Raw genomic sequence first — 22,087 nt, 5'->3', positions numbered from 1 at the left:
CCCCTCACCCGTCCAGATGGCCCGGCAGGGCCAGATGGCGCCGCAGAACGTCGAAGAAGCGCCGATCCGACCGCGCGGCCCAGAGGCCGATGGCGTGGGCGACCGCCCACCACAGAAGACCGAGCCACCAGATGCGCAGCGCCAGACCCAGCACGACGGCGATGGTGCCCATGGCGATGGCGTAGTCCCGCGGCATGCCAGCCATCAGGACCGGCTCCGCCAGCGCCTGGGCCACGGGCAGGTCCCAACCCTCGGGGCGGTCTTCGGACCACGACGCCATCACCCGATCTCCACCCCTCCGGCGAAGCCGAAGAAGTCGAGGAAGAAGGTGGAGGCGGCGAAGGCGATCGACAGGCCGAACATGATGCCAAGCCCCCGGCGCATCGAGGAGCCGTTCTCGCTCATGGCGATTCCGGCGCCGAAAATCACCACGGCGACGACGGCCGCCGCCTGGACCACGGGTCCGGTGATCGACTGGACCACCTGCTGGAGCGGCCCTTCCCAGGGCATGCCCGATCCGCCGGCCAGCGCTGGTCCGGCGACCGCCAGGCCGAGCATCATCGTCGCGCCGAACAGGCGGCGCCCAAGTCTCCGTCGCATGATTTGCCTTCCTTGTGTTCAGCGCGTTTCACCGCGCTTCGACTCATTGCAAGCAAAACTATCCAGCGACTGTCAACAGTAAAATACACAAATAATTCACGACTTAACAATGACTATACATTAACTCAGACTGACTTAAATAGTAACTTGGAACGACTTACTGTGCTGACGCCGCGACGACTTGGTTTGACTTAAGACAAGTCGTCACAACCCCCTGATTTATCTCCACTTTTCCGAATCCGTCATTGGTGACGCCGTTCGAGGCGCCGTCATGCCAGACCTTCGACGGCGTAGCCCGTGTCCGAAGCGCCGTGCACCGCGATCACGGCCTCAAGCCGCCGCCCCGCCGTCGAGCGACGGATATGGGCGATGACGTCCACCGCCTGGCCGATGGTGCGACGCGGCGGCGCCGCGGCGATCTCAAGCGCGAGATCCTCGATCCGGCGCAGCGCCTCCTCGGCGGAGTTGGCGTGGAGGGTCGACAGGCCGCCCGGATGGCCCGTGTTCCAGCTCTTCAGCGTTTCGAGGGCGGCCGCGCCGTCGCGCATCTCCCCCACGACGATCCGGTCCGGACGCATCCGCAAGGCGTTCCGCACGAGCTCGGCGACGCCGATGGCGACGGGGGCCCGGCGCGTCAGGACCGACACCGTGTCCCAGGCCGAACATTGCAGCTCGGCGGTGTCTTCGATGAGAAACACCCGGTCGTCGGCGAAGGCCGGCTCGGCCAGGATGGCGTTGGCCAGGGTGGTCTTCCCTGACCCCGTGCCGCCGGAGATGAGGATGTTACGCCGCTCGCGGGCGGCCTGGGCGAGGACATCGGCCTGACGGGCCGTCATGACGCCGTCGCGGACATAATCCCCCAGGGTCCAGATCACGGCCGGACGCTTGCGGATGGAGAAGGCCGGCGCCGGCGACACTGGCGGAAGCAGGCCCTGGAAGCGTTCGCCGGTGGCCGGCAGCACGCCCGACAGGCGCGGATCGTCCCGGGTGACCACTTCACCGACATAGTCGGCGATCAGACGAATGGCGCGTTCGCGCCCTTCCACCGACAGACGCGCCCCGGTGTCGGCGCGGCCTCGGCCGGCGCGATCCAGAACGATCCGGCCATCGGGGTTGGCGAGGATTTCCACCACCTCCGGATCGACGAGCGCCGCCAGCACCACCTCGCCCAGGGCGTGACGCAGCGCCTCCAGCTTGCGTTCCGCGATCAGGGGATGAGCCGTCATGTCAGTTCGCCGCCCCGAACGACCGCTCCTCAGCCTCCCGGCCGTGAGGGTCGTGCTCGGCCCGGCCCGAGACGATCCGCGCCGCGGTGTCGTCGAGCATCCGCTCGATGCGCCGGTCGACGGCGGCCTGCACCGTGGGATCCTGGTCGCCGACGCCATCCGGGAGCCGGACGAACAGCGCCCGCGCGACCTCCACCACCAACTCCTGAATGATCTGCATGTCCTGCCGGGTCGACCGCATATGGCCCTTCAGGGATTGCTCGAGCGCCAGGAGCCGGTCGTCGGGGTCCGCCCTCGGGTTTCCCTGAAGGCCCCGCGCGATGGCGTGTCCGGCGGCCTGACTGATCGACACGCGGCCGGATCTCGCCTCACGGCTGAGACCGGCGATGATCTTGGGATCGCTGAGATAGACCTGAACGCGGCAGGTCTGCACCGGCGCGCGCCTAACCATCGCCCTGGCCTTTCAGATGATCCAGGACGGCGTCCTGCGCCGCCATCTCCTGAGCCACGCGGCCGTAGATGTCCGCAGCGCGCGCGGCGACCTTCTTGTCGTCCATCGCCGCAACGATCTCCTTGAACAACGGGAGGGCGGCTTCGGCGTCCACGCCGAGGCTGCGACGGCCGGCCCACGGATGGGGCGCGGGCGTCGGCGCGTCGACGCCGGCGGCCTGATCGGGCGGCGGCGCAGCGGCTCTCTCCCGGAATGGCCGGCGGCGATCATACTGGAGCTTGCGGGTGCGCAGTGGGCGTTGGCCCGCCGCGAAAATGAGCTGGAGGTCGTCGGGCAGAGCGCGCACCTCGCCCGGCTCGAGCAAGGGGCGGTCAATCTGGGACCGTGATACGGTGCTTCGTCCTGCCGCCAGGCCGGCGGGCGCGCTGCGGCTCTCACGGGTCTCTCCGATCGTGCCGGTGAGTTTGGAGACCTTGTCCTGGGTCAGCGGATCCAGCGCCGAAAAGGCTGTGTAGATGGCGCAGTTGTCGAGGATCGTGTTGTTGGCGCCGTAAGTCTCAATGATGTCGTTCAGCGACTGGGCGACGAACATCACCTTCACCCCATAGCCGCTTAGCAGCCGCAAGGATTTCTCGAAGAAGCTGACGCGCCCCAGCAGGGGAAACTCGTCCATCAGCATCAGGAGCCGGCGGCGCTTCGGCCGCCCCGCCGCATCCCGGGCCTCGTCCACGGTGAGGGCCTGGGCGGCGGCGTAGAACAGGAGCCGCACCAGAGGCCGAAGCGCGGCCGCATCCGCTGGCGCCACCTGGATGTATAGCGAGACCGGCGCCTCGGCGCACATCAGGTCGCCCAGGTTGAAGTCCGAAGCCGAGAGCGCGCGCTCGACGTCGTCGCCCGCGAGCCACTTCAGATAGGATCGGGCCGTGCCCTGCACCGATGTCCGGAACCGATCGTGCATGGCGGCATAGCCCCGCACGGCCGTTCGGATGAAGGGGTGGGTTTCAGGCTCGCCGTTCGGACCTGGCCGGTGCAGCGCCTTGACCATCACCTCGGCCGTGTCGTCGAGGTCGGCGAGCAGTTCGCGCGCCTTCAGCAGCGTCTTCTCGGAATCCTCGGCCGTGTAGAGGACATGCAGGATCACCGCCTCCAGGATTTCGGAGGCCGCCTTGTCCCAGATGGCCTCGTCATCCCGAACGCCCCCGGGGTCGGCGAGGATCGAAACCAGCCGCTGGACCTGGGCGAGTTCTCCCGGGCCGGGTCGGATTTCCGCGAGGGGATTCCAGCGGGCGGATGCCGGATCGCGCGGGTCAAAATAGAGCGCGTGGGAGAAGCCCGACCGCCAGCCGGCCGTCTCGCGCCAGAGCTCCCGCTTGGGATCATGGACCAGCACGCTCTCGCTCCACAGCAACAGCGTCGGCGTGACATGGCCCCTCCCCTTTCCCGAGCGCGTGCCGCCCGTCACCAGGGTCGGCCGCATGTCGACGGTGGCGAGAAGCCGCCCCTTCAGTTCCCCGAGAGCGCATCCCGCGCCGGCGAGCAGGCCGGCGGCCCGGGCCTCGGCCAAGCCGCCCCATCCCCGGATGCGGCGACGCTGTCCCTCCCCACGCGCGAGCATGCCTGCGCCCAACCCGCCCATCACCCCGAGCAGGATCAGGAAGGCGCTCGACGAGAAGGCCTCCGGCTCGGCCCCGCCGAACTGCCGTCGCCAGCTGAGAATGCGCCACGGCGGATAGATCCGGACGTCTTCGGACACTGTCCATCCGTCGCCCAGGACGGGATCGTGGCGATAGGTCCAGGCGAAGGTCTGGGTGGCCAGCTGCAGGCCGGCCGCCAACCCCGCCAGGAGCAGGATCAGGCGAAGGATCATGGTCGCTCGTCCTCGCCGCCCTCCCCGCCCGGATGACCCGCGACATCCATCGACAGGAGCGCCGCGGAGCGGCCGCGGCGAAAATGGTAAGCCCGCAGGCCCTCGCGCAAATCGCCATTGGTCCGGGTCGCGGCCAGCTCAAGAAGATCGTCCGCCTCGGCGTCGAGGTCCGCGAAAATCCGGCGCTCTGCGCTCCGGAACGGCGTCAGCTGGCCGTCGACGCGATGATAGGCGTCGAGCAGGGCGCCGTTGCCGGTCCGGCGCACCAGGCTCTCGAACAAATCCACCAGGTCGGTGACGGCCGCCCCGTCGCGCGGGGGCGATCGTCCGTAGGCGGGCAACCCAGCGGTCAGATCGAGTGCGGCCGACAGATAGGCCAGGCGCAGATCGTAGCGATCCCGCACCGCCCCGGCGTCCAGACGGGCAGCGAGAAACCCGCCCGCCGGTCCCCGCTCGATCAACCCTTCCCCGCAGAGCCAAGCCAGCGCCTCACGCACCGGCGTCGTCGACAGGTCGAGACGACGCGCCTCCTCGACGATGACGATCGACTGACCTGGCGCGTAGCCGCCGGCCCGCGCTCGCTCCCGAATGTTGTCGAGGGCCTTGAAGAAGGGGTCGCGACTTTTCGCCATGACGGTCTCCGGCTCCCGCGCGCCCGACGCACGCGGCATATAACCGCTCGCCAACAAGTTGCGTGGTGTACGGATGCAGACTCGCCCCATATCGGCGGTCTCGCCGCCGCAAAGCGGCGGAATTTACATTGGAACAGACAGGTGATCGCCGTTCCCTCGGCGACGGGATACGCTCAGCATACGGAAAGGTCAGGCCAGTGAAGTCCAGGCGTGTGCAGCCGCAGCGCGATAACGATGTGCTCTCCCAGGCGCTGAAACTAGTTCGGCGCCATCGTGGCATGACCGCCGCTGCGGTCGCCGATGCGATGCGCATGGCGCTGCGCACCTACCAGCGCTTCGAGGCCGGCGGCAGAAGCCTGAACCTCGACTACATCCACCGGTTCGCCGCCGCGACCCGAAGCGACCCACAAGCGATCATCATGGCGGTGGCCATCGGCTCGCCCGATCTCGCGTGGCGCTGCGCCGACAACAAGCTGGTCACCGCCCTGACCATCGGGGGACAGCGCTTCAACGCCCTGCTCGGCGACGATATCGCCGGGCTCGAGGCGCGGCCCATCATCCTCGCGGTCTGCGCCATGTACGACGCCTTGCTGGCCGAGAGCGACCGGCAGCAGGCCGCCACACGCTGGCTGGAGAACGGCGTCACCGACCTCGCGCAAGTCCGCCCCACGCCCGGCCGGTAGAAATATATTTCGAATATAGTTTTGAGACTTCGGCATCCGGGCGCTGACTGTGTTCGCCACACTCGTGGCGAACACTTGATGGAGAGACTGAGATGAAGAAGACCACTCTGCGCCTCGTCACCTTCGGCAATGCGAAGACGCTCACGCGTGACGGGCTCGGCACCATGTTCGAAGAGGCTGGCGTGAAGATCGGCCGCTACCCTTCCGAGGGCTGAGCGAAGGCGGGCGGCTGGTGACAGCCGCCCGCCGTTCGTTTCGGCGACGTTTATGACCCAACTCCTGTGGTGTGCGCCTGGCGTCTTCATGAGCCGTGTGGATGACGACGTGGTCATTCTTGATGTCGAGAGCGACGCCTACCACTGTCTTATAGGGGGTGGAGCAGAAGTTCACTTCGCTCCTCAAGGCTCGCTTCGAATTACCGACCCCGATCTCGCCACTGAGCTTCAACTCGCTGGCCTGGTCAAACCAGATAGACCGCCGCGACTTCCTTCCTCTCCAATTGCAGCAACGAGAGAACTGCCACTTCCAGCACGAACGTCGGCATCTGAAGTTCTTTCGACCGGCTTCAGTTGGGCTATCGCTGCCGTGAGATTTCAACGGAAGTCGTTAAGGCAACTGCTTGCGATTGAGCAGGCCGATGGGCTTCAGCGGTATAGCGAAGACAGGCTTTCCCTGCTGGTGGGTGCGACACGGATCTCGCGCACATGGGTTCCGGGCGAAGGCGAATGTCTCCAGCGTTCGTTTCAGCTCCGGCACGTGCTCGCCGCGCGGGGCGTCCGTGCAGATTGGGTATTCGGCGTACGGACCTGGCCCTTCAATGCGCATTGCTGGCTTCAGATCGGCGATCTCGTCGTTGGCGACAGGCTAGCCCGCGTGCGCCGCTACACACCAATCATGCGGTCTTGAGGATGGGCGATTATCTGCTGATCTGCCGCGCGCCCAGCGACCCCCGAGCCTCAAGGCTCTTCACCGATCTGCGGGCCAGGGCATCGGCAGAGGGATATGTTGTCACTCCGATCAATGCCCACGCTTGGCTAGGTGTCCGCGGCCCCTGTCCGCCAAAGCGTGTGGACATTGGAGGTTGGGTGCTCATTGGAGATGTATTTGATCGCCGGTCACCCCGTCTCCCCTACGTTGACCCACAAGATCAGTGGGCTTTCGAGCGAAAGCTCGTCGCCCGCGTGTGGGGACGGTATGCAGGAGTTCTCTTTGGCCCCAAGGACCAACCGGCAGCCTTTATCAGAGACCCGTCCGGCGCCCTGGAATGCGTCGCTTGGACCCAATGCGGATTGACCGTGGCGTGCTCGGCGGCCGACGACTGGCTCGTCCGTTGTCTTCGTCCCCGCTGGCGCATCGACTACGACCGCGTCGCCGAGGCGTTGCATAGTTTGGTTGCGGGAACCGGCGCGTTGCTCCTTGACGGCCCGCACGCCCTTGAGCCCGGCACGGTGCAGCCGACGCCGCTGACGGTCCCCCCGATAGCTGTGTGGACCCCGCGCCAGATCGCGATGCAGAGCCTTGACCAGCCCCCCGCAGCCCAGGCGGAAGTCAGCATTCGCTCGGCGGTGGACGAGGCCGTGTCCCGCCTTTCAAACCTCGCCGGGCCGCTCGCGGCCGAGGTGTCGGGCGGTCTGGATTCCAGCATCGTCGCCGCCGCTCTCGCGAAGGTCGCGTTGGAACCTGTCAGCTTGTGGATCAATGCTTACGGCGCCACGCCAGAGTCCGATGAGCGGTCCTATGTTGAAATCCTTGGCGATGCTCTCGGCTTCAAGCCTTACTGCACCCCCCATGCCGTCGGTCCCCTGACATCGGATTGGCTCACCGCGCTCGCGGGTGGGTTCCGCCCGGGGTTGAACGCGCTCGATCATCCTCAAAACCTGCGCTGGGCCAGCCTTCTACACGACCACGGAGCTAAGGCGGTGATGACGGGAAAAGGGGGTGACAGCATCCTGTTTCAAGCCGCCACGACGGACGTCTTCACGGATCAATGGCTGGCGCAAGGATGGCGAGCACTGACCTGGCCCGATCTCACCGAGCTCGCCGCCGCCAATGAGCTCTCGGTCTGGTCAATGGTTCGGACCGCCCGCCGATATGAACCTGGGAAACCCGATCCCCTCCTCCGCGATCATCCCATTCTCGGATCGCTTGATCGACAGCCTCCGCCACATCCTTGGCTCAGAGACCTTGAGGGCTTCGGACCGGCCAAATGCTTTCACATCGCAGGGGTCGCGGACAGCATTTCCCATCACAACCCCTCGTCGCTCACGCAGGCGGTCGACGTTCGCCATCCCCTGTGCGCGCAGCCCGTCGTCGAGGCCTGCCTCGCCCTTCCCACCGCTCAGCTCTCGGTCGGCGGCAGAGACCGGGGCCTGGCGCGAAGGGCGTTTCGCAACCGATTGCCGACCGCGATCGTCGATCGCCGGACGAAGGGCGAGATGACCCGGATTTACGGACGAATGGTGTCGGAAAATCTGGACACCCTCCGACCGTGGCTGGCCGATGGCCGGTTGGCGTCTTGCGGGATTATCGATCGGGAGAGAGTCTTGGCCGAGCTATCTCCGGAAGTCTTGATCTGGCGCGGGCAGCACGCGGCTGTCCTCACGGCGGCGGCGTTTGAAGGATGGGTTCGCCTTTGGGAGCGTCGGCTGACGTAGTCTCAGAACCAGCATCATCGAGTGTGAGCGCCAACCAATCGAAAATCTGCTGGTAGCGATCGCGGATGTTGGCCGGGCTCCATGTCAGATGCTTCTCGCCCCAATAGGTCACGATGCGGGCGTGTCCGTGGTTGCGAAGAATGGCGCTAAACATTCTCTCGGCTTGTGTGGCCGGCGTGAAGTCGAGATCAGCCGTCAGGAACAGGATCGGCCTCGTTATGTGATCGGCCCGAAGAAATGGACTGGAGGCGGCGTAATCTTCCGGCGCACGCCACGGCGGATCTTGGAGCGCCCCCTGACCGGTCTCGGTCCAACCCTGGTTGAACCTGAAGAACATGCCGTTTTCCGGCTGTATGCGCCCTAAGGCGTCGAACTCCCCCCAGACACCAAGCATGTCACTGTAGGCGGACGAAGCGATGTAGGATCTGAACCGGCCCGAGCGCGTCGCGATCTCGAGGGCTGCATAACCGCCAAAGCTGTGTCCCCAAAGGACCATCCTGTCTGAAGGAAGCTCCGGAAAGGCGGCCAACGCCGCATCGACGGCGAGATCGACGCTTCGGGCATAAGCATCGCCACGCTCCCTGACGGGTAGATCCCCAGGGACGGATGGGCTCAGGACGGCATAGCCGGCTCCAACGAACACCTCCGGCCGAAAACTGTACGTCATGGTGAGCGGGTCCAGCCGCGCCAGATTGTCAGCCCAGCCCGGGTAAGGGTTCACGATGACGCCTCGGGGTTCGCCGTTCGGCAGAAACAGCCAGCTTTCCGTTTCGCGACCGTCGAACCCCAAGTGGCGGATCGGCCTGGGCTCGGTGACGAACATGTTCGCAAGGGTCGAGTTGACCTCGGCTATCGCTTCAGTCGATCCCAGTCTGTGATGCAAAAGGGTATCTGCGAGCCCGCGCGGACGGAGTGTCAGCACGGCCTCCGGAGAAACGGCAAGTGTCTTGTCGAGGTCAGCGCCGCCGCCCCCCAACGTCGGCGCCGCGCCGTCCCTCACCAACCTCACCTGGCCTTCGCCATCAATGGCGATCGACCAATCTCTGCGCGGCGCCTCGTTGCTTTTCGGGCGACGTCCCATGGTGAGGTCGAAGATCATGGCCTCCCGGAGGTTAAGGTTGGGTGGCGAGAGCGCATGGGCTCCGTGCGCTGTGATTTCCCAGTAGCGGCCGTCCGCGAAGGCGAGCAGGCCCTCCGGCCCGGATGCAGCGATGCGCGTCGGAGCCACAACCAAATCGCCCGTCAGGGATTCTGGGAGACCGTGCTGAGACAGCAGATACCAGTCCCCGCGCTCACCCTCCGTCGGTCGTGCGTACATGACCGGGGTGAGACCCAGCCAGTCGGCTTGCACGCCGGCGACAACAACGCTGGCTGACGCGCCGGCACGCAACCCGCCGCGGTTGAATGGGTCGGTCGACTCAAAACTGGCGCTCACCAGCGTTCCCTCGTCCCACCGAGCGCCGTCTGGGCGGGCCCAAACGAGGACGGCCGTCGAGTCGGGTGACCATCGAAGAAGGTGGGGCGCGATGTCCAGCCCATCGACTCGCAGAGGCACGCGCCCTGTCCTGAGATCGATCAGAACAAGCCGGCGCCTTCGATCATCCTCCATGTGGAGAAGCTGCGGATCTCCCAATGGGATCGACTCCTCCCTCATGACCACGGCGACGCTTCCGCCGTCAGGCGAGACGGTGAAGTCGGCAAGCCATCCCTCTTGCAAGGTCGTGATCTGCAGCGTGTCCCGTTCCAGCCGAACCAAGGCTTGGCGGGGCTCGGGGCGCTCCGGAACGAGCACGCCCCCCCGTGCGTCGATGACGGTCCTGGAGGGTTCGCGCCCTTCGGCGGTCCGCTCCCACGCCTCGGCGCGACGTCTCGTGCTTGTACGATCGTACCCGAGAGCCAGCGGAAGACTGTGGTCGGGGCGCGCTGGCAGCAGCAGCGTGTTTGCAGACGCCCATGTCGCAATCGCTCCGCCCAGGGGAAGATCGGGCGTCAGGCCGGTCCATCGGACGGATCGGTCGACTAAGGACACGATCCCGTATTCGAATCCGTCGCCTTGAAGCCTCGTGATGAGGAGATGATCCGAGGACGGCGACCAGGCGGCGAACTGCAGCCCCAAGCCTTCGTGGGGAAGTAACCTTTCCTCGGGAGAGGTTGGATCGCTGAGATCAACAATCCAGAGCTCCATGATTTGCCAGGTGGAACGGCCATTCGCTTCGATCCGGGGCATGGTGTCGTAAGGACCGCGCCTCTCGTAAATCGCCCAGCGGCCGTCCGGAGAGATGGCCGCTCTTCCGAACGCCTCCAACCCCAGCAAATCATCAACCGTAAGCGATCGATCCGCCTCGAGACCTTGGCCGTGCGCGGCCCCCGCCAAGCAAGCCGCTGCGATCGCCGTTCCGACGACGCGACAGATAAGCGTCCACATTTCGGATACTCACCAGCGTCGCGTCAGTTGCAGGGAGATCACGCGTCCCAAGATGCTGGCTTGACCGGGATCGAACCCCAAACCAGTCGGGGCGTCGTAGAACGGCGGCGCTTCGTTGAGCAGATTTTGGACGGCAAGCTGAACCTGGAAGCCGGGCGCGCCGGCCAGGTCCGAAGTCCACCCGGCCGTTGCGTCAATCGTATTCCAGGCCGAGAGGCGGTTGCCGGCCCGATCTATGCTGCCGGCCACGTGGTTCCAGTGAAGCCCGACCGCGACGCCGTCATGCGACCAAGTCGCACCGGTCCGCGCTCTCAGGTCCGTCGGGTAACCTACGAGACCGGCGACCTCCTCAATGGGCGCTGTCGGCGTCGTCTGGCTTTCGTAGTCCAAAATCCAGGACGCTGTCAGGTCGAGCGCGAGACGACCGTTGCTGATCTCCCAACCGTGACCTGCCTGTACGTCCAGACCGCTGACACGCACCGCGCCTGTGTTGACCCAGCGTGTATCCACCACAGCGCCGTACGCTGTGACCGGGAAGAGGCTGGAAAATCCGGGAGCGTCCGAGAAGCTCTCGATGAGTGCGCGGTCGGCGGAGCTGTTGACCGGATCGACGAAGGTCACGAAGGGACGGAGCGTGGGGTCGATGAGCGCCCCGTCGAAGTTGGCGTTCACGGGCTGCGCGATGCGGTCATCGAAGCTGGTCGTGAAAAAGTTGACCCCGAGCCTCGGCCCTCTGGTGGGGCGATAGTCGAAGCCGAGCGTAAAGGTTTCGGAGGTCTCAGGCTGCAGATCGGGGTTGCCACCGTACAGCATGAGGATCAACGCCTCCGACCCATCGGCCCGATCCAAAAAGGCCGGGGACACGCCGAACTGGTCGAACAGCTGCGTGAGCGCTGCGGCGCGGAAGGACGTCCCCCAAGATGTCCGCATGGTGATCTGCTCGTCCGGCGACCAGATCAAGCCAAGCTTCGGATTGGTTGTCGAGCCGAAATCATCGTAGTCCTCGAACCGGGTCGCGACAGAAAGCTCCAGGCGCCGGATCCCGGCTCTTTCATTGTCCGGTCCCACAATCGGAATGCGCGCCTCGGCGAACACTGCGGAGATCGCTCGAGATCGGTCGGGGCTGGAGATAAAACGGGGCGCGGCTGCCGTCAGGAAGGTCTCGCCCTCGGTCTCAAAGGCCTCTCGTCTCGCCTGGCCTCCGACAGCCAACGAGATTTCACCTCCCGGAAGACGCCAAAGAGGTCCCTGCACAAGCAAGTTCGCCGAACTCGCGCGGCTACGATTCCGGACAAGCCCGTAGCCGCTGCCGATGAAGTCCAACACAGCCTGGGCGTTGGCGCTGCCGTCTCCGAAGAGGTTGAAGTAACCATCTACCGCAGCACGGAAGGGCGTTGCCGGGTCGTCTGGGATGTTCCCCAAGGCTTCCGACAGGAACCGCGTGTTGACGCGGTTGCTTACGCCGAAGTCCGCCAGTTCCCAAGCGTCGGCCACGTAGACCTCGACCGACCAAGTCGGCGAAACGTCGTAACGCGCACCGATAGTCAAGCCCAAGCTCTCGGATTCGGTCGAGCTCCGCGCTGGCCCTATATCCCGAAGGAAAGAATACGCCACGGTATGCGATGAAGCGCCGTTCGGCGACACGAACCACGGATTGGCTTGTGTGACATTGAAGATCCCCGCGGCGGCCGCCGTTGCCGACTCCGTCGTTCGAAGGCTGTAACGGACGTCCCCGGTCAACTCGAGCCGTTCGCCTATCGATTGCCGGATGCGCGCGTACGCGCTGTGGCGTTCGAGTGCAGGCAGAAGATCGATACCGGCGAGCGGGGATTGAAGATTGCTCTGGCCTGCCGCGAAGTCGCCGGGGGTCTGCGCCGTTCCACCGGTCGGTGGGCGGATCGCAAACTGGACTTCGAACGCAGATGTCGCGGGGTTGAGCGCGAGAATATTGCCGGGCGCGCTGTAGAAACCACGGCGGTCACTCCCACCGAAGGGTCGCAGATCTCCATCCGCCGTGACGCTTCGGTCCGAACCGCTCAATGCGTTGGCGGATTGATATTCATAGGCCAGGTACGCTGCGCCCGATCCCCAGTTACGACCTATGAGGTGCGAGACTTGGACGTCCTCTGCACCGCCTTCCGCAGCCGAGACGCGTGCTCGTGTCTCCTGTCCGTCCACGGATCGCCGCATGATCACGTTCACAACGCCCGCGACCGCATCGGATCCATAAAGCGCGGATGCGCCGTCCAGAAGTACATCGACTCTGTCGACGGCCGCCGACGGAAGGGCCGAGACGTCGGCGAACTCCGCACGAGACCCGGTTCCTGCGAGGCGACGACCATTAACGAGAACCAGCGTGGACGCCGCCCCGAGACCGCGAAGGTTCACCCCGGTGGCGTAGACATCGTTCGAGGTGCCGGCATCGGCGAGCGTGGCTTGGCTCACCGGCGTGGATGTGCCGGCGTAATTCTGAGGTAAGGAAACGAGAATGTCGGCGACAGTCCCACGGCCGGTTCCATCCAGCGCATCCCGGTCCAGTTGCACCACGGGCGATGCCAAATCTCCCGACGACCGCAGCAAAGTTCCCGTAACGATGACCTCATCGATCTCGACCGCCTCGTCGATACTCGCCATGCTGGCCCGCTGCACCGCAAACACGCCCGGCCGGCTCTGCGTCCAGGTCAGGCCGGACCCGGACAGAAGCCGGTCCAAGGCCGCCCCTGGCTCCAGCCGACCGCTGACGCCGGGCGACCGCAGGCCCGCCACGGTGTCGGAGGTGAAGAAGATCTGGTGACCGGACTGCCGCCCGAAGGCCGTCAACGCCTCGCTCATCGGTCCGGGCGGAATCCGAAACTCCCGCACGGACTGAGCGCACGCGGGCGAGCTGGCGGCGACGATGCAGGCGACCGCGGCGGCGCCGGACAGCAGATAGGAACGGCTCATAGACTGGTTTCCCCTCGACGCCCCCAGTGGCGCTGAAGAGAGAGACCATCGAGACCGGGGCTAACCCTCTCGGCGTCCCGAATTAATTTCTGCGCCGGGAGAGCCCGACCGATCCGTCCGCCTTTGGAACAGCCCGTAATCCCATGACATCCGAAGACGCGGCCACGAAGGCGTCGCGGTCGCCGGTGCGGAAAACGCCGTTGACGGCCACCGACCGGATGGCGGGGTCGTCGATCTCGAGCTTTTCGGTCAGGTAGCGGTTCATCTCCGCCACCGCCTGCGCCAGCGGGATGTCGGTGAAGACCAGTTGGCCTGTCGCCCAGCTGGTCTCCGCCTCGACGTCCACCGCGCGCGTGTCGACCTCCCCGCCGGAGACCCGCGCCTGCTGGCCGGCGGCGATCCGACGTGGCGGCGACGACGCCTCGCTGGACTGGACGTCGATCGCGCCGGACACGAGCGTGACGCGCACCCCCTCCCCTGCCCTGCGAACGTCGAAAACCGTTCCCACGGCCGTGACCCGGGTCTCGCCGGCGTAGACCACGAAGGGCCGCACGGCATCGTGCGCCACATTGAAGAGCGCCTGACCTTCCACAAGATCGATCCGACGCTGACGGTCCGTGAAGCGGACGCGCACCCGTGAATCCGTGTCGAGGCTCAGACTCGATCCGTCGGCGAGCGGGATCAACCGCTGCTCGCCGACCCGGGTGGCGAAAGCGTTCCTGTCGTTCCAGAACCAGGAACCGCCCACCATCAAGGCCACCGCCGTCGCCACGGCTAGACCGCCAAACAGAACGGACCGCCGACCGGACGCCGGGCTCACCCGGCTTCGGCGACGGGCTCCCTCCAGGGCGTCGGCGAGCGCGGGGTCGGGTCCAAGACCTTGGCTCTCGCGCCAGACACGGTCGACCCGGCTGTACGCGTCGGCGTTGCCGGGCTTGGCCCGCCACTCGAAGAATTCCTCGATGGTGCGTGTTTCGATCGAGGTCGTGCCGAGGCGGACGTGCCACGCCGCCGCCTCCTTCTCCGCCGCTTCAACCCGCATCGTCGGGTTGGCCATGTCGCGCCCCATCCTAGCGCCGGAGCTGGGCGGCGCAGTGGGCCAAGGCCCGGGTCATGCGCCCTTCCACAGTCTTGGGGGAAATCCCCAGTCTGTCGGCGATCTGGGCGTTCGTCAGACCGTCGATCCGGGACAATAAAAAGACATCTCTCACGGATTCTGGCAAGCTGAGAACGATCTGGGCGAGCATCACGTGGGCGGTTTGATTGGCGTCGATGCGATCTTGGCTTGCCGCAGCTGCAGTTTCGGCCCTCATCGCCAGTTCACGCCGCCGGCGTCGATTAGACACAAGGTTCATCGCGATCTTCAGGAGGAAGGCCTTCGGATGACGAACCTCGCCGAGGGACTTTGTCGATGTCATCCGTAGCCACGTGTCTTGAACTATCTCCTCGGCATCTTCACGACCGTACCGACGCTCGATGCGCTCTTTGAGCCATCCAGCATGTTCATCGTAGAACAGGTCCAAGCTAGGCAGTTGGATGAGATCATCGGTCTTGTTGGACAACTGAAACGCCCGCCTGCGAAATCACCTGGCAAATCACTGCCAAGAAAAATGACACGTCTAGGGGACAGCGAAAAGTTCGCGAGGGCGGCTTTGTGCTGCGATGGACATTGTCGTTCGTCTCGGAAAACGTGTGCGGGAGCTTCGGATTGCAGCCGGCTTTTCCCAGGAAGAACTCGCGTTCCGAGCTGACATGAAGCGTAGCTACGTCAGCGACTTAGAGCGAGGAACGAGAAATCCGAGCGTCCGGGCGCTCGAACGATTGGCGATCGCGCTCGGTGTCGCCGCATCGGCGCTTCTCGAAGATTAGCTGCCCCCTCGACCGGCTCCCCAACGTCAACAAAATCCGCGACCACGGCAAAAATGACACGATTAGGGGGCGGTCATTTGGGCCGATATGTCCGTCTTAGAGGGGGATGGACGTTGTCATCCTCTTTGGAAAGAACGTACGCGCGTTGCGTGACGAAGCGGACCTCTCTCAAGAGGAGCTCGCGTTTCGCGCTGGTATGAAACGGGGATACTTGAGCGACTTGGAACGCGGCACGCGAAATCCGACTGTTCGCTGCCTCGGTCGACTGGCAAAGGCGTTGAACGTGCCGCCGGGCCGCCTTCTAGAATAGGCACTCGGCACAACTGGACGTGTCGCGTGATCAGTTGCCATGGACCTGAACGTCCCGTTCTCCGACAAGGATGAGGCCAAGCGACTTGGCGCTCGATGGAATCCGGCCCGGCGGACCTGGTACATCCCGCAAGGGCGCGACCCCCAGCCCTTCGCCAAGTGGCTGCCCGGAGGCGAGGTCCAGCGCCCCTACGGCGTGTTCGCGTATGAAGGCTACCTCGTAACCGCACAGGAGTTTTGCTGGCGGTGCAGAGATCCATTCAAAGCCATCGGTTTCCTGTTGGCTCCCGGTCTCGTCATAGACGACGGCCCGGAGAGGGGGCGGGAAACCCTGAAGGATTGGGCCTTCATCGAATATGCCACGAGGCTCTCGCAGGACGTCGCGCGCTTCGCCCAGCAGGTTCAGCCTGCGTATCGCGAAGGCTACAGCCGCACCACGAACAGCCGTTACTGGGCCAATCATTGCCCCTCGTGCCAAGCGCTCCAAGGCGACTTCCACCTCTATTCGGAGCCGGATGGAGCTTTCTGGCTCGCCGACCGCGACGACGCGGCGCGGATGCGCGCCCAGCGCCTTCCCTGCAACTTCGCAGCGGATGGACAGATCGCAATGGGCTCGGGCCCGGCTTGGGCGATCGCCGGCGTCCGTCAGACAGAAACGCCCAGCCGCGCGACGTCTCCGTCCACTCAGACGTCCCCGCTTCAAGCGCTCTGCCCGGATGGTTGCGATGGCTCAGGGGCCGTTCGTAGTCCGTCAGGCGACTGGGCCACGAACGGCTAACCGGTTGTCGTCACTCCGTCTCGGGGCGACTGGACATCGCTGCCGACCGTGGGAGCAGACAACGCAACAAGTCCCGGATCAGCCGCTGTTGATCCGGACCCAGGTGCGCGGCCAGGCGCTCGATCGACAGGGTGAGCCTCGTGGCGGGAGGCCCCCTCGTCTCCGCTGTCGCCCCATCGGTCTGCGCCAGGCCTTCAAAGAAATAGCCCACCGGCACCCCAAGGAAGCCCGCCGTTTCCCAGAGCTTGGACGCGGAGACGCGATTGGCGCCGCGCTCGTATTTCTGGATCTGCTGAAACGAGAGGTCGAGCGCCCGAGCAAGGTGGCTCTGGCTGAGCCCCAGACTGCGCCGGCGATAAGCGATCCGGCCGCCGACGTGAACATCCACGGGGTTGGTCCGGCGATCGCCGTCGCCCCTCTCCAGAAATTCCCTATCGAACATCAGGCTCCCCGGTGTTCGCGCTCGAAACTCACAGCTCCATCCATCCCGCAGCGACACGGAGTGACCCGACAGCGTTCGGGATCATCATGTCAGCGTTCGAGGGCTATGCAAGCCATCAGCCCAGGCCGGAGCATCGCCGGCAAAGCCATCACAGCCCAGAACGCGGACGGCCGCGGCCACTCAGGCGGCCTTGTCCAGCAACGCCGTCACCTTGTGCGCAGTCGCCTTCGCCGATCCCGGGTTCTGACCTGTGACCAGCAAGCCGTCCGCGACCACATGAGGCCCGAAGGGCAGCAGTCCCTTCAGGTAGATCGCGCCCCGCCGCCTCATCTCGGCTTCGGCGTTGTAGGGCATCCGGCCCGCGACGCCGGCCAACACCTCCTCAGCCCACGAGAAGCCAGTGACCATGCGATCCATGACCAGCAGTCTGCCGGTCGTCAGGCGCGTATTGAGCAGCGCGCAATAGCCATGACAGACGGCCGCGACGATCCCGCCGCGCTCCCACACGGCGCGCGTCAGAGTCTGCAAGCCCGGACTGTCCGGAAAGTCCCACATCACCCCGTGACCGCCGGTGAAGAAAAGCACGTCGCAGTCCAGCGGATCGATGTCTTCGGGCCGCTGCGTCGTCTCCAGCCGCGCCATCTGTCGAGGATCACGCAGCCAGGCGTTCGCCGAGCGGTCCAACAGAGGCCACTTCAACGCGCGCGGCTCCAGCGGCGACCGGCCTCCGACGGGACTGATGATGCGCTGATCCAAGCCGCGCTCCGCGAAATGATCCCAGGCATGGGTCAGTTCGGAGAGCCAAAGTCCGGTGGGCGCGCCATCCTCATAGTGGTCGACATTGGTGACGACGTGAACAACGCGCTTGTCCATTACCGGAGCACTTCGGTCGTCAGTTCACAGCGCTGGTTAATACAACTCAACGCGACGGATAACACAACCGGAACGGTCACCGTTCCAGCCCGGTCCCGCGCCCGCTCATCACCTGCGCCACGCCGGCGCCGGTCGGGGCCAGCACCACGGTCTTGCCGACCTCCAGTCTGATCGTCCCTACGCGTAGCCGTGCATAGTGTTCGGCGCCGTCGCCGTCCCGCACGATCACGAACGGATGTGCGCCCAGCTCGTCGTGGAACCCGGTCCTCACCACCCGTCCCTTCACCGGCGACGCCCCCATGGGTTTCACGTCCCGCCCGGCCTCAAGACGCCGCTGGTTCAGGGTGCGGATGATGTCGCGGCGCGCCTGGAGCGTGCGGAGCTTCGTCTCCATCTCGGGATCAAGCCGGTAACGCCGCCCGGCGCGGACCGCGAGACCCAAGCCTTCCAGATGACGGAGGCGGCCTCGGGTCAGGGCGTTCCAGGCGTCGCTCCGTCCCACGCCGTCTTCAACCATCCCGCCCGGCTCCGCCGCCGCCAGGAGCCTGCGATCAAGGCCTGTGAAGCGATCCGCCGACGTCTCGCGCCAAACACGCTTTTCGGCGTCGACCCGGGCCAGGTCGCCGAGTCTCTCCTGTGCGACCTCCTGGGCGCGGGCGCGGAAACCGTAGGCGATATAGTCGCGCGGGATCACCAGGTCCCGCCCGTCCCCACGGCGGCCGCGCACGAGCACATGCGCGTGCGGCTGGTCCGTGTCGTAATGACAGGTCGCGATCCAGGTCAGCTGCGGCTCGCCCAGATCCGCCGAGACCCGCGCCATGACCTCGCGGACATAGCTGCGCAGGTCGTCGATCCGGTCACCGTGCTCGGGCGAGAGGATGAAGCGGAAGTGGTGCCGATCGTCGCTCCAGCCCCTCGTTTCGACGGCCGCCTGAACGCCGTCCTGATCCCGTTCAAAGAACTCGGGTCGGGCGCCGTCCGCACCGGCGCCGGAGCGACCGAGATAGGCGACGTGCGCCGCGAGCGCCGCGCCGCGCTCGGCGCCCTTGCCGGCGTGGCGGGACACCAGAGCCTTGACGATGACGCGCTGCCGCACATCGAGGCGGAAGGCTCGTCCCGACCGGTTCTGCGCCGCGCGAAGAACGCCAGACCGATTTCCGAGGGCGAACATCCGGGAGCTGGCGAGGCGCTTCATCATGCCGAGACGGACCGGATCGCGGTCGGTCTTCAGTCGCGTCGGAAGCCTCACGCCGACCGGGGCGTCCTCGACGCCGCCGCGTGTCGACAGCCTGGTTTGAATAGCCTGGTGAACAGACATGATCCGCGCTCCGGCCCCGGAAGATCCGCCGAGGAACGACAACTCAAAGCAAGTCGTCGATCCGGGTCGACCTCTCCTCCAAGATGCTGAAAGCATAAAGAAAGCCGGCCAAGCCCAACACTCCCTTTTATCTTGCCCTCAGCCGAAATTTGAAGATTTCCGAACAGCGGCATCATACTTGATCTAACCCGATCAACAGTCGCCAAAGGTCGGAAGGCCGGCCGGACGACAGAAAAAATCCCGCCCGGCCGAAGCCGAGCGGGTCCAGTGTTGAGGCGGGTCTCAGGCGGCGCGGGCGCGGATGGCGACGTGCCGGACGCCGTGCTCCATCGCCTTCTCGCCGAGGTTCATCGCCGGGCCGAACGGACGATCGCCCGAACCCCTGCCCTCGCCCAGGGAATGCGCCAGGGTCAGGCAGCAGGTCGGCTCGAGCGCGATCAAGTCATCGTTCGCTCGGAAGGGAGCCGCCTTGCCGTGGGCGTCGAAGTCCGCCCGCGCCAGGATCAGCTTCACGCCCTTCTGCTGGGACCATTTGATCGCCAGCTTTTCGGAGCCCTTCGCCCCGGTCGTGGCGAGCGCCATGTCGGGCCATTCCGCCAGCGCCCAGTTCAGGGCGTCGAAAATCCGTCCGGCGTCCTCCGCGGTATCGGCCGAGGGCGCGCCCCGGAAAGCGATCACCGGTCCGCCCGGATCCGCCTCGCCGGACTTCCGCGCGCGGAGACTGCGGATCGCCTGCTTCGCCTCCAGCTGGGCCGCCGTCAGGAAGTTGCCCCGGCGGCTGCCGCGCCAGGCCGTCCAGACCTCGCCGGTCGAGACCGTCCAGCAGTGGGCCGCCGCGTCGCGCACCAGCTCCGTCGCCAGGGCGGCGGCGTCTCCCGCGCGGGCCTTGGCCGTCGCCTCCTGAAGCTCGACATCGGCCGCCTCGGAGCCGTCGAAGTCGCGGTCCAGGGCGCGCATCGTGTCCCGGGCCCGGTCGGCGTCGCGCTCGATCCGCCCCGCCGCCGAATGAAAGGCGCCGATGAGCGCCTCGCCCAGGATGGTCTGGTAGTCTTCCAGAGCGGTGTCGGCGATCACGTCGAGCAGCTCGGTCATCAGGGCGTGCCCCAGCTGGAGCAGCGCCTCTTCCGTCGGGTGCGGGCGAACCTCGCCGAGGGCGGCCGTCTGGTCGTCGAAGGCGGAGGCGGACTTGATGAAGGAAGAAGAAGTGAAGGGTCGCATCGGGAACATCCTTGAAGATGTCGAAGCGCCCCATGCGCAACGACCCCGCTCTTGGCCACGTCGGGGTCCCCGGCAGTCACCGGAGCGGAGGACCGCTTGTCCTGCGCGGAGGGGAACGGCGAAGCCGTTGACTTCCGGGGTGACGTGACAAGATCGGAGGGCGTTGTGTGGGGGCATGTCCTCGCCCCCTTCGGGCGAGGACCCAATTCGGCGCCGTCGCGCCGAGACCGCCTGAAGAGACGGTCGCCGCCCGTCCCGTCGTCGTCGGCGGAGCCGGCGACGGTCTCTGACGTCGTGTCCAGCCGGTCGTCAGGCCAGGCCGGCGAGCTGCATCAGCGCCTCGGCCGACTGCGGCCTGCGCTGGTAGGCGATCTCCGCGTGCGCGGCGCAGAAGACGCCGCGCGCGACCGGACGGCCACAGAGGCGGAACGCCGGCGCGCCGGGTTCGCCGTAAGGGAAACGGCAGTCGCAACGGCGGACGCTCAGGATGGTGGCGAGGCCGAACGCCGGCGCCTCTGGCGCGACGCCGGACCGGGCGCTGGTCCGCACGGGCGCCGGCCGGCCGGAACGCCCCGACGCGCGGCGCGGACCTTCCGGCGCCGCCACAGCCGGCCCCGCCGGCGAGACCGGCGACCGGCCGACGGACAGTTTCATTCGATGCACCTTGCCGAGCACGGCGCTGCGGGTCACGTCCTCGCCCAGGGTGTCGGCGATCCGCTGGGCGCTCCACCCCAGAGACCAGAGCGTCTTGAGTCTCGCGATACGGTCTTCGGTCCAGACAGACATGGTCAGGCTCCCTCGCCTTTCGAGCCCCATCGGCTCGCCTGTCCGTCCCCGCCTTCTCCTCCCGGTCTCAGCACAAGAAGGGCCCGGCGCGCGAAGCGTCCGGGCCCTCCCGCCTGTCGCGACCTCCCCGCTCAGAACGGGATGTCGTCGTTCAGATCGTAGCCGCCGTCGCCTTCCGGCGACCCGTCCGCCACGCCGCCGACGGACGCCTCCATCGCGGCGCGGCGGTTCTTCAACCGGATGTCGCTGACGACCAGGCGCAGGTCGTAGTGTTCGACGCCGTCCTTGCCCGTCCAGGTGTCGTTCTCGACATGGCCTTGAATCACGACGCGGCTGCCCTTGCGCGCGTAGGGCTGCAGGTAGTTCTCGGTCGTGGCCTCGTTGAAGCAGATGCAGTTGAAGCCGGTCGTCCGTTCGCCGGGCGTGCCGTCGGCGCGCCGGAAGCGCGTGGTCTCCAGCACGCGGAAGCTCGCGCGCTTCTTGCCGCTGCCCTGGGCCGACAGGATCGAGGGATCGGCGGCCAGATAGCCTTCAAGGGTCAGGGTCTGCATGGTTCAATCTCCTAGGAATGAGGGGTTGATGGATGTGCGGATCAGGCCGCGACGCGGTCTTCCGCGACCTGGTCCTGCCGGTCTTCCGCCCAGTCGAGAACGGTCAGCCGGTTCACCACCAGCTCCTTGGCGGTGCGCTCCTGGCCATCCCGTGTGGCGTAGGCGGTGTCGATGAAGGCGCCGACGACCACGGCCTCGCAGCCCTGCGCCAGGCCGCGGGCGATGACCTTCTCGTTCAGGCCCTTCGACCAGCTGACGCAGTTGACGCCGACCAGCCGGGGCTTGCCGGCGCTGTCGGTCCCGCGTTGCTCGAGCAGCCGGAAGACGGCCTTGCCGAAATCGTCGCTGATCTGGGGATCGGCCGCGAGGCGGCCCGTGAACACCATGGTCTGCATGTCAGTCTCCTGTTGATCCGAAGCCGTCCGGGGAGACGATCTCCCCGATCCCGCTTCATCCGAGACC

At 66.1% G+C, this 22,087-nt stretch carries 24 protein-coding genes; 7 read left to right on the top strand and 17 right to left on the bottom strand.

The window, feature by feature from the left end:
- Window positions 1-4 precede the first annotated feature (4 nt).
- The 6 genes from ACTIEF_RS15785 to ACTIEF_RS15760 all read right to left on the bottom strand — a co-directional run bounded on the left by ACTIEF_RS15785 (window position 5) and on the right by ACTIEF_RS15760 (window position 4,776).
- Window positions 5-280 carry a VirB3 family type IV secretion system protein gene (locus tag ACTIEF_RS15785; protein ID WP_439473089.1) on the bottom strand — a complete coding sequence of 92 codons (276 nt, stop codon included), beginning with the start codon at window positions 278-280 and terminating at the stop codon, window positions 5-7.
- A complete protein-coding gene (locus tag ACTIEF_RS15780; RefSeq protein ID WP_439473088.1) occupies window positions 280-600 on the bottom strand; it encodes a TrbC/VirB2 family protein in 321 nt (106 codons plus the stop codon). Before ACTIEF_RS15780 ends, ACTIEF_RS15785 begins: the two co-directional genes overlap by 1 nt.
- Window positions 601-869: 269 nt before the next feature.
- Window positions 870-1,826, bottom strand: a complete 957-nt coding sequence (gene trbB / locus ACTIEF_RS15775) for a P-type conjugative transfer ATPase TrbB (protein ID WP_439473087.1) — start codon at window positions 1,824-1,826, stop codon at window positions 870-872.
- Window position 1,827: 1 nt separating this feature from the next.
- Complete coding sequence (locus tag ACTIEF_RS15770) at window positions 1,828-2,259, bottom strand: hypothetical protein (protein WP_439473086.1); 432 nt, start codon at window positions 2,257-2,259, stop codon at window positions 1,828-1,830.
- 10 nt (window positions 2,260-2,269) lie between these two features.
- On the bottom strand, window positions 2,270-4,144 hold the full coding sequence (locus ACTIEF_RS15765) for a type IV secretory system conjugative DNA transfer family protein (protein WP_439473085.1): 1,875 nt from the start codon (window positions 4,142-4,144) through the stop codon (window positions 2,270-2,272).
- Window positions 4,141-4,776, bottom strand: coding sequence for a GntR family transcriptional regulator (locus ACTIEF_RS15760; protein WP_439473084.1), 636 nt, complete (start codon window positions 4,774-4,776; stop codon window positions 4,141-4,143). The genes ACTIEF_RS15765 and ACTIEF_RS15760 overlap by 4 nt, the downstream gene beginning before the upstream one ends.
- Window positions 4,777-4,838: 62 nt before the next feature.
- On the opposite strand from ACTIEF_RS15760, the gene ACTIEF_RS15755 reads away from it, so the two are divergent.
- The 4 genes from ACTIEF_RS15755 to ACTIEF_RS15740 all read left to right on the top strand — a co-directional run bounded on the left by ACTIEF_RS15755 (window position 4,839) and on the right by ACTIEF_RS15740 (window position 8,113).
- Window positions 4,839-5,459, top strand: a complete 621-nt coding sequence (locus ACTIEF_RS15755) for a helix-turn-helix domain-containing protein (RefSeq protein ID WP_439473083.1) — start codon at window positions 4,839-4,841, stop codon at window positions 5,457-5,459.
- Between the two features lie 92 nt (window positions 5,460-5,551).
- Window positions 5,552-5,674 (top strand): hypothetical protein, encoded by a 123-nt coding sequence (locus ACTIEF_RS15750; RefSeq protein WP_255360441.1) that lies wholly within the window; start codon window positions 5,552-5,554, stop codon window positions 5,672-5,674.
- Between the two features lie 52 nt (window positions 5,675-5,726).
- Complete coding sequence (locus ACTIEF_RS15745; protein ID WP_439473082.1) at window positions 5,727-6,365, top strand: lasso peptide biosynthesis B2 protein; 639 nt, start codon at window positions 5,727-5,729, stop codon at window positions 6,363-6,365.
- Window positions 6,366-6,754: 389 nt separating this feature from the next.
- Window positions 6,755-8,113 (top strand): asparagine synthase-related protein, encoded by a 1,359-nt coding sequence (locus ACTIEF_RS15740; protein ID WP_439473124.1) that lies wholly within the window; start codon window positions 6,755-6,757, stop codon window positions 8,111-8,113.
- Here the strand turns inward: ACTIEF_RS15740 and ACTIEF_RS15735 are convergent.
- The 4 genes from ACTIEF_RS15735 to ACTIEF_RS15720 all read right to left on the bottom strand — a co-directional run bounded on the left by ACTIEF_RS15735 (window position 8,058) and on the right by ACTIEF_RS15720 (window position 15,043).
- Window positions 8,058-10,538: a prolyl oligopeptidase family serine peptidase gene (locus ACTIEF_RS15735; protein WP_439473081.1), complete on the bottom strand. Its 2,481-nt coding sequence runs from the start codon at window positions 10,536-10,538 to the stop codon at window positions 8,058-8,060. The genes ACTIEF_RS15740 and ACTIEF_RS15735 overlap by 56 nt on opposite strands.
- A gap of 9 nt (window positions 10,539-10,547) precedes the next feature.
- Entirely contained in the window at window positions 10,548-13,481 is a 2,934-nt protein-coding gene (locus ACTIEF_RS15730) for a TonB-dependent receptor domain-containing protein (RefSeq protein ID WP_439473080.1), read from the bottom strand.
- An 82-nt stretch (window positions 13,482-13,563) separates the two neighbouring features.
- On the bottom strand, window positions 13,564-14,538 hold the full coding sequence (locus ACTIEF_RS15725; RefSeq protein ID WP_439473079.1) for a FecR family protein: 975 nt from the start codon (window positions 14,536-14,538) through the stop codon (window positions 13,564-13,566).
- Window positions 14,539-14,551: 13 nt separating this feature from the next.
- Window positions 14,552-15,043: an RNA polymerase sigma factor gene (locus ACTIEF_RS15720; protein ID WP_439473078.1), complete on the bottom strand. Its 492-nt coding sequence runs from the start codon at window positions 15,041-15,043 to the stop codon at window positions 14,552-14,554.
- Window positions 15,044-15,143: 100 nt separating this feature from the next.
- Here ACTIEF_RS15720 and ACTIEF_RS15715 point away from each other — a divergent pair, with 100 nt between their 5' ends.
- The 3 genes from ACTIEF_RS15715 to ACTIEF_RS15705 all read left to right on the top strand — a co-directional run bounded on the left by ACTIEF_RS15715 (window position 15,144) and on the right by ACTIEF_RS15705 (window position 16,437).
- Window positions 15,144-15,350, top strand: coding sequence for a helix-turn-helix domain-containing protein (locus ACTIEF_RS15715; protein ID WP_185224159.1), 207 nt, complete (start codon window positions 15,144-15,146; stop codon window positions 15,348-15,350).
- A 106-nt stretch (window positions 15,351-15,456) separates the two neighbouring features.
- The gene (locus ACTIEF_RS15710) at window positions 15,457-15,660 is read left to right on the top strand and encodes a helix-turn-helix domain-containing protein (protein WP_185224160.1); all 204 of its coding nucleotides are present in this window, start codon (window positions 15,457-15,459) and stop codon (window positions 15,658-15,660) included.
- Between the two features lie 39 nt (window positions 15,661-15,699).
- Complete coding sequence (locus ACTIEF_RS15705; RefSeq protein ID WP_439473077.1) at window positions 15,700-16,437, top strand: DUF5710 domain-containing protein; 738 nt, start codon at window positions 15,700-15,702, stop codon at window positions 16,435-16,437.
- Between the two features lie 10 nt (window positions 16,438-16,447).
- Here ACTIEF_RS15705 and ACTIEF_RS15700 read toward each other — a convergent pair whose 3' ends face one another.
- The 7 genes from ACTIEF_RS15700 to ACTIEF_RS15670 form a co-directional block, all read right to left on the bottom strand.
- Window positions 16,448-16,879 carry a helix-turn-helix domain-containing protein gene (locus tag ACTIEF_RS15700; RefSeq protein WP_439473076.1) on the bottom strand — a complete coding sequence of 144 codons (432 nt, stop codon included), beginning with the start codon at window positions 16,877-16,879 and terminating at the stop codon, window positions 16,448-16,450.
- Window positions 16,880-17,059: 180 nt separating this feature from the next.
- Complete coding sequence (locus ACTIEF_RS15695) at window positions 17,060-17,752, bottom strand: type 1 glutamine amidotransferase domain-containing protein (protein ID WP_439473075.1); 693 nt, start codon at window positions 17,750-17,752, stop codon at window positions 17,060-17,062.
- Window positions 17,753-17,828: 76 nt separating this feature from the next.
- On the bottom strand, window positions 17,829-19,070 hold the full coding sequence (locus ACTIEF_RS15690) for a DUF3363 domain-containing protein (protein ID WP_439473074.1): 1,242 nt from the start codon (window positions 19,068-19,070) through the stop codon (window positions 17,829-17,831).
- Window positions 19,071-19,352: 282 nt separating this feature from the next.
- Complete coding sequence (locus ACTIEF_RS15685) at window positions 19,353-20,297, bottom strand: DUF2493 domain-containing protein (RefSeq protein WP_439473073.1); 945 nt, start codon at window positions 20,295-20,297, stop codon at window positions 19,353-19,355.
- Between the two features lie 300 nt (window positions 20,298-20,597).
- On the bottom strand, window positions 20,598-21,074 hold the full coding sequence (locus tag ACTIEF_RS15680; protein ID WP_439473072.1) for a GcrA family cell cycle regulator: 477 nt from the start codon (window positions 21,072-21,074) through the stop codon (window positions 20,598-20,600).
- Window positions 21,075-21,205: 131 nt separating this feature from the next.
- The gene (locus ACTIEF_RS15675; protein WP_185224167.1) at window positions 21,206-21,625 is read right to left on the bottom strand and encodes a single-stranded DNA-binding protein; all 420 of its coding nucleotides are present in this window, start codon (window positions 21,623-21,625) and stop codon (window positions 21,206-21,208) included.
- A gap of 41 nt (window positions 21,626-21,666) precedes the next feature.
- Window positions 21,667-22,020, bottom strand: a complete 354-nt coding sequence (locus ACTIEF_RS15670; RefSeq protein WP_439473071.1) for a single-stranded DNA-binding protein — start codon at window positions 22,018-22,020, stop codon at window positions 21,667-21,669.
- Window positions 22,021-22,087: the final 67 nt, after the last annotated feature.

Origin of the sequence: Brevundimonas sp. (assembly GCF_051858995.1) — a bacterium.
Classification (GTDB): domain Bacteria; phylum Pseudomonadota; class Alphaproteobacteria; order Caulobacterales; family Caulobacteraceae; genus Brevundimonas.
Note: the sequence above shows the minus strand (reverse complement) of the source record. Positions and strands in the feature narration are given on the sequence as shown.

Coding starts and splice junctions, on each gene's coding strand:
- trbB (WP_439473087.1), bottom strand. CDS start 1,826: ATGACGGCTCATCCCCTGATCGCGGAACGCAAGCTGGAGGCGCTGCGT.
- ACTIEF_RS15760 (WP_439473084.1), bottom strand. CDS start 4,776: ATGGCGAAAAGTCGCGACCCCTTCTTCAAGGCCCTCGACAACATTCGG.
- ACTIEF_RS15685 (WP_439473073.1), bottom strand. CDS start 20,297: ATGTTCCCGATGCGACCCTTCACTTCTTCTTCCTTCATCAAGTCCGCC.
- ACTIEF_RS15735 (WP_439473081.1), bottom strand. CDS start 10,538: ATGTGGACGCTTATCTGTCGCGTCGTCGGAACGGCGATCGCAGCGGCT.
- ACTIEF_RS15730 (WP_439473080.1), bottom strand. CDS start 13,481: ATGAGCCGTTCCTATCTGCTGTCCGGCGCCGCCGCGGTCGCCTGCATC.
- ACTIEF_RS15695 (WP_439473075.1), bottom strand. CDS start 17,752: ATGGACAAGCGCGTTGTTCACGTCGTCACCAATGTCGACCACTATGAG.
- ACTIEF_RS15785 (WP_439473089.1), bottom strand. CDS start 280: ATGGCGTCGTGGTCCGAAGACCGCCCCGAGGGTTGGGACCTGCCCGTG.
- ACTIEF_RS15705 (WP_439473077.1), top strand. CDS start 15,700: ATGGACCTGAACGTCCCGTTCTCCGACAAGGATGAGGCCAAGCGACTT.
- ACTIEF_RS15725 (WP_439473079.1), bottom strand. CDS start 14,538: ATGGCCAACCCGACGATGCGGGTTGAAGCGGCGGAGAAGGAGGCGGCG.
- ACTIEF_RS15765 (WP_439473085.1), bottom strand. CDS start 4,144: ATGATCCTTCGCCTGATCCTGCTCCTGGCGGGGTTGGCGGCCGGCCTG.
- ACTIEF_RS15780 (WP_439473088.1), bottom strand. CDS start 600: ATGCGACGGAGACTTGGGCGCCGCCTGTTCGGCGCGACGATGATGCTC.
- ACTIEF_RS15680 (WP_439473072.1), bottom strand. CDS start 21,074: ATGTCTGTCTGGACCGAAGACCGTATCGCGAGACTCAAGACGCTCTGG.
- ACTIEF_RS15745 (WP_439473082.1), top strand. CDS start 5,727: ATGACCCAACTCCTGTGGTGTGCGCCTGGCGTCTTCATGAGCCGTGTG.
- ACTIEF_RS15750 (WP_255360441.1), top strand. CDS start 5,552: ATGAAGAAGACCACTCTGCGCCTCGTCACCTTCGGCAATGCGAAGACG.
- ACTIEF_RS15675 (WP_185224167.1), bottom strand. CDS start 21,625: ATGCAGACCCTGACCCTTGAAGGCTATCTGGCCGCCGATCCCTCGATC.
- ACTIEF_RS15715 (WP_185224159.1), top strand. CDS start 15,144: ATGGACATTGTCGTTCGTCTCGGAAAACGTGTGCGGGAGCTTCGGATT.
- ACTIEF_RS15710 (WP_185224160.1), top strand. CDS start 15,457: ATGGACGTTGTCATCCTCTTTGGAAAGAACGTACGCGCGTTGCGTGAC.
- ACTIEF_RS15670 (WP_439473071.1), bottom strand. CDS start 22,020: ATGCAGACCATGGTGTTCACGGGCCGCCTCGCGGCCGATCCCCAGATC.
- ACTIEF_RS15690 (WP_439473074.1), bottom strand. CDS start 19,070: ATGTCTGTTCACCAGGCTATTCAAACCAGGCTGTCGACACGCGGCGGC.
- ACTIEF_RS15700 (WP_439473076.1), bottom strand. CDS start 16,879: ATGTTCGATAGGGAATTTCTGGAGAGGGGCGACGGCGATCGCCGGACC.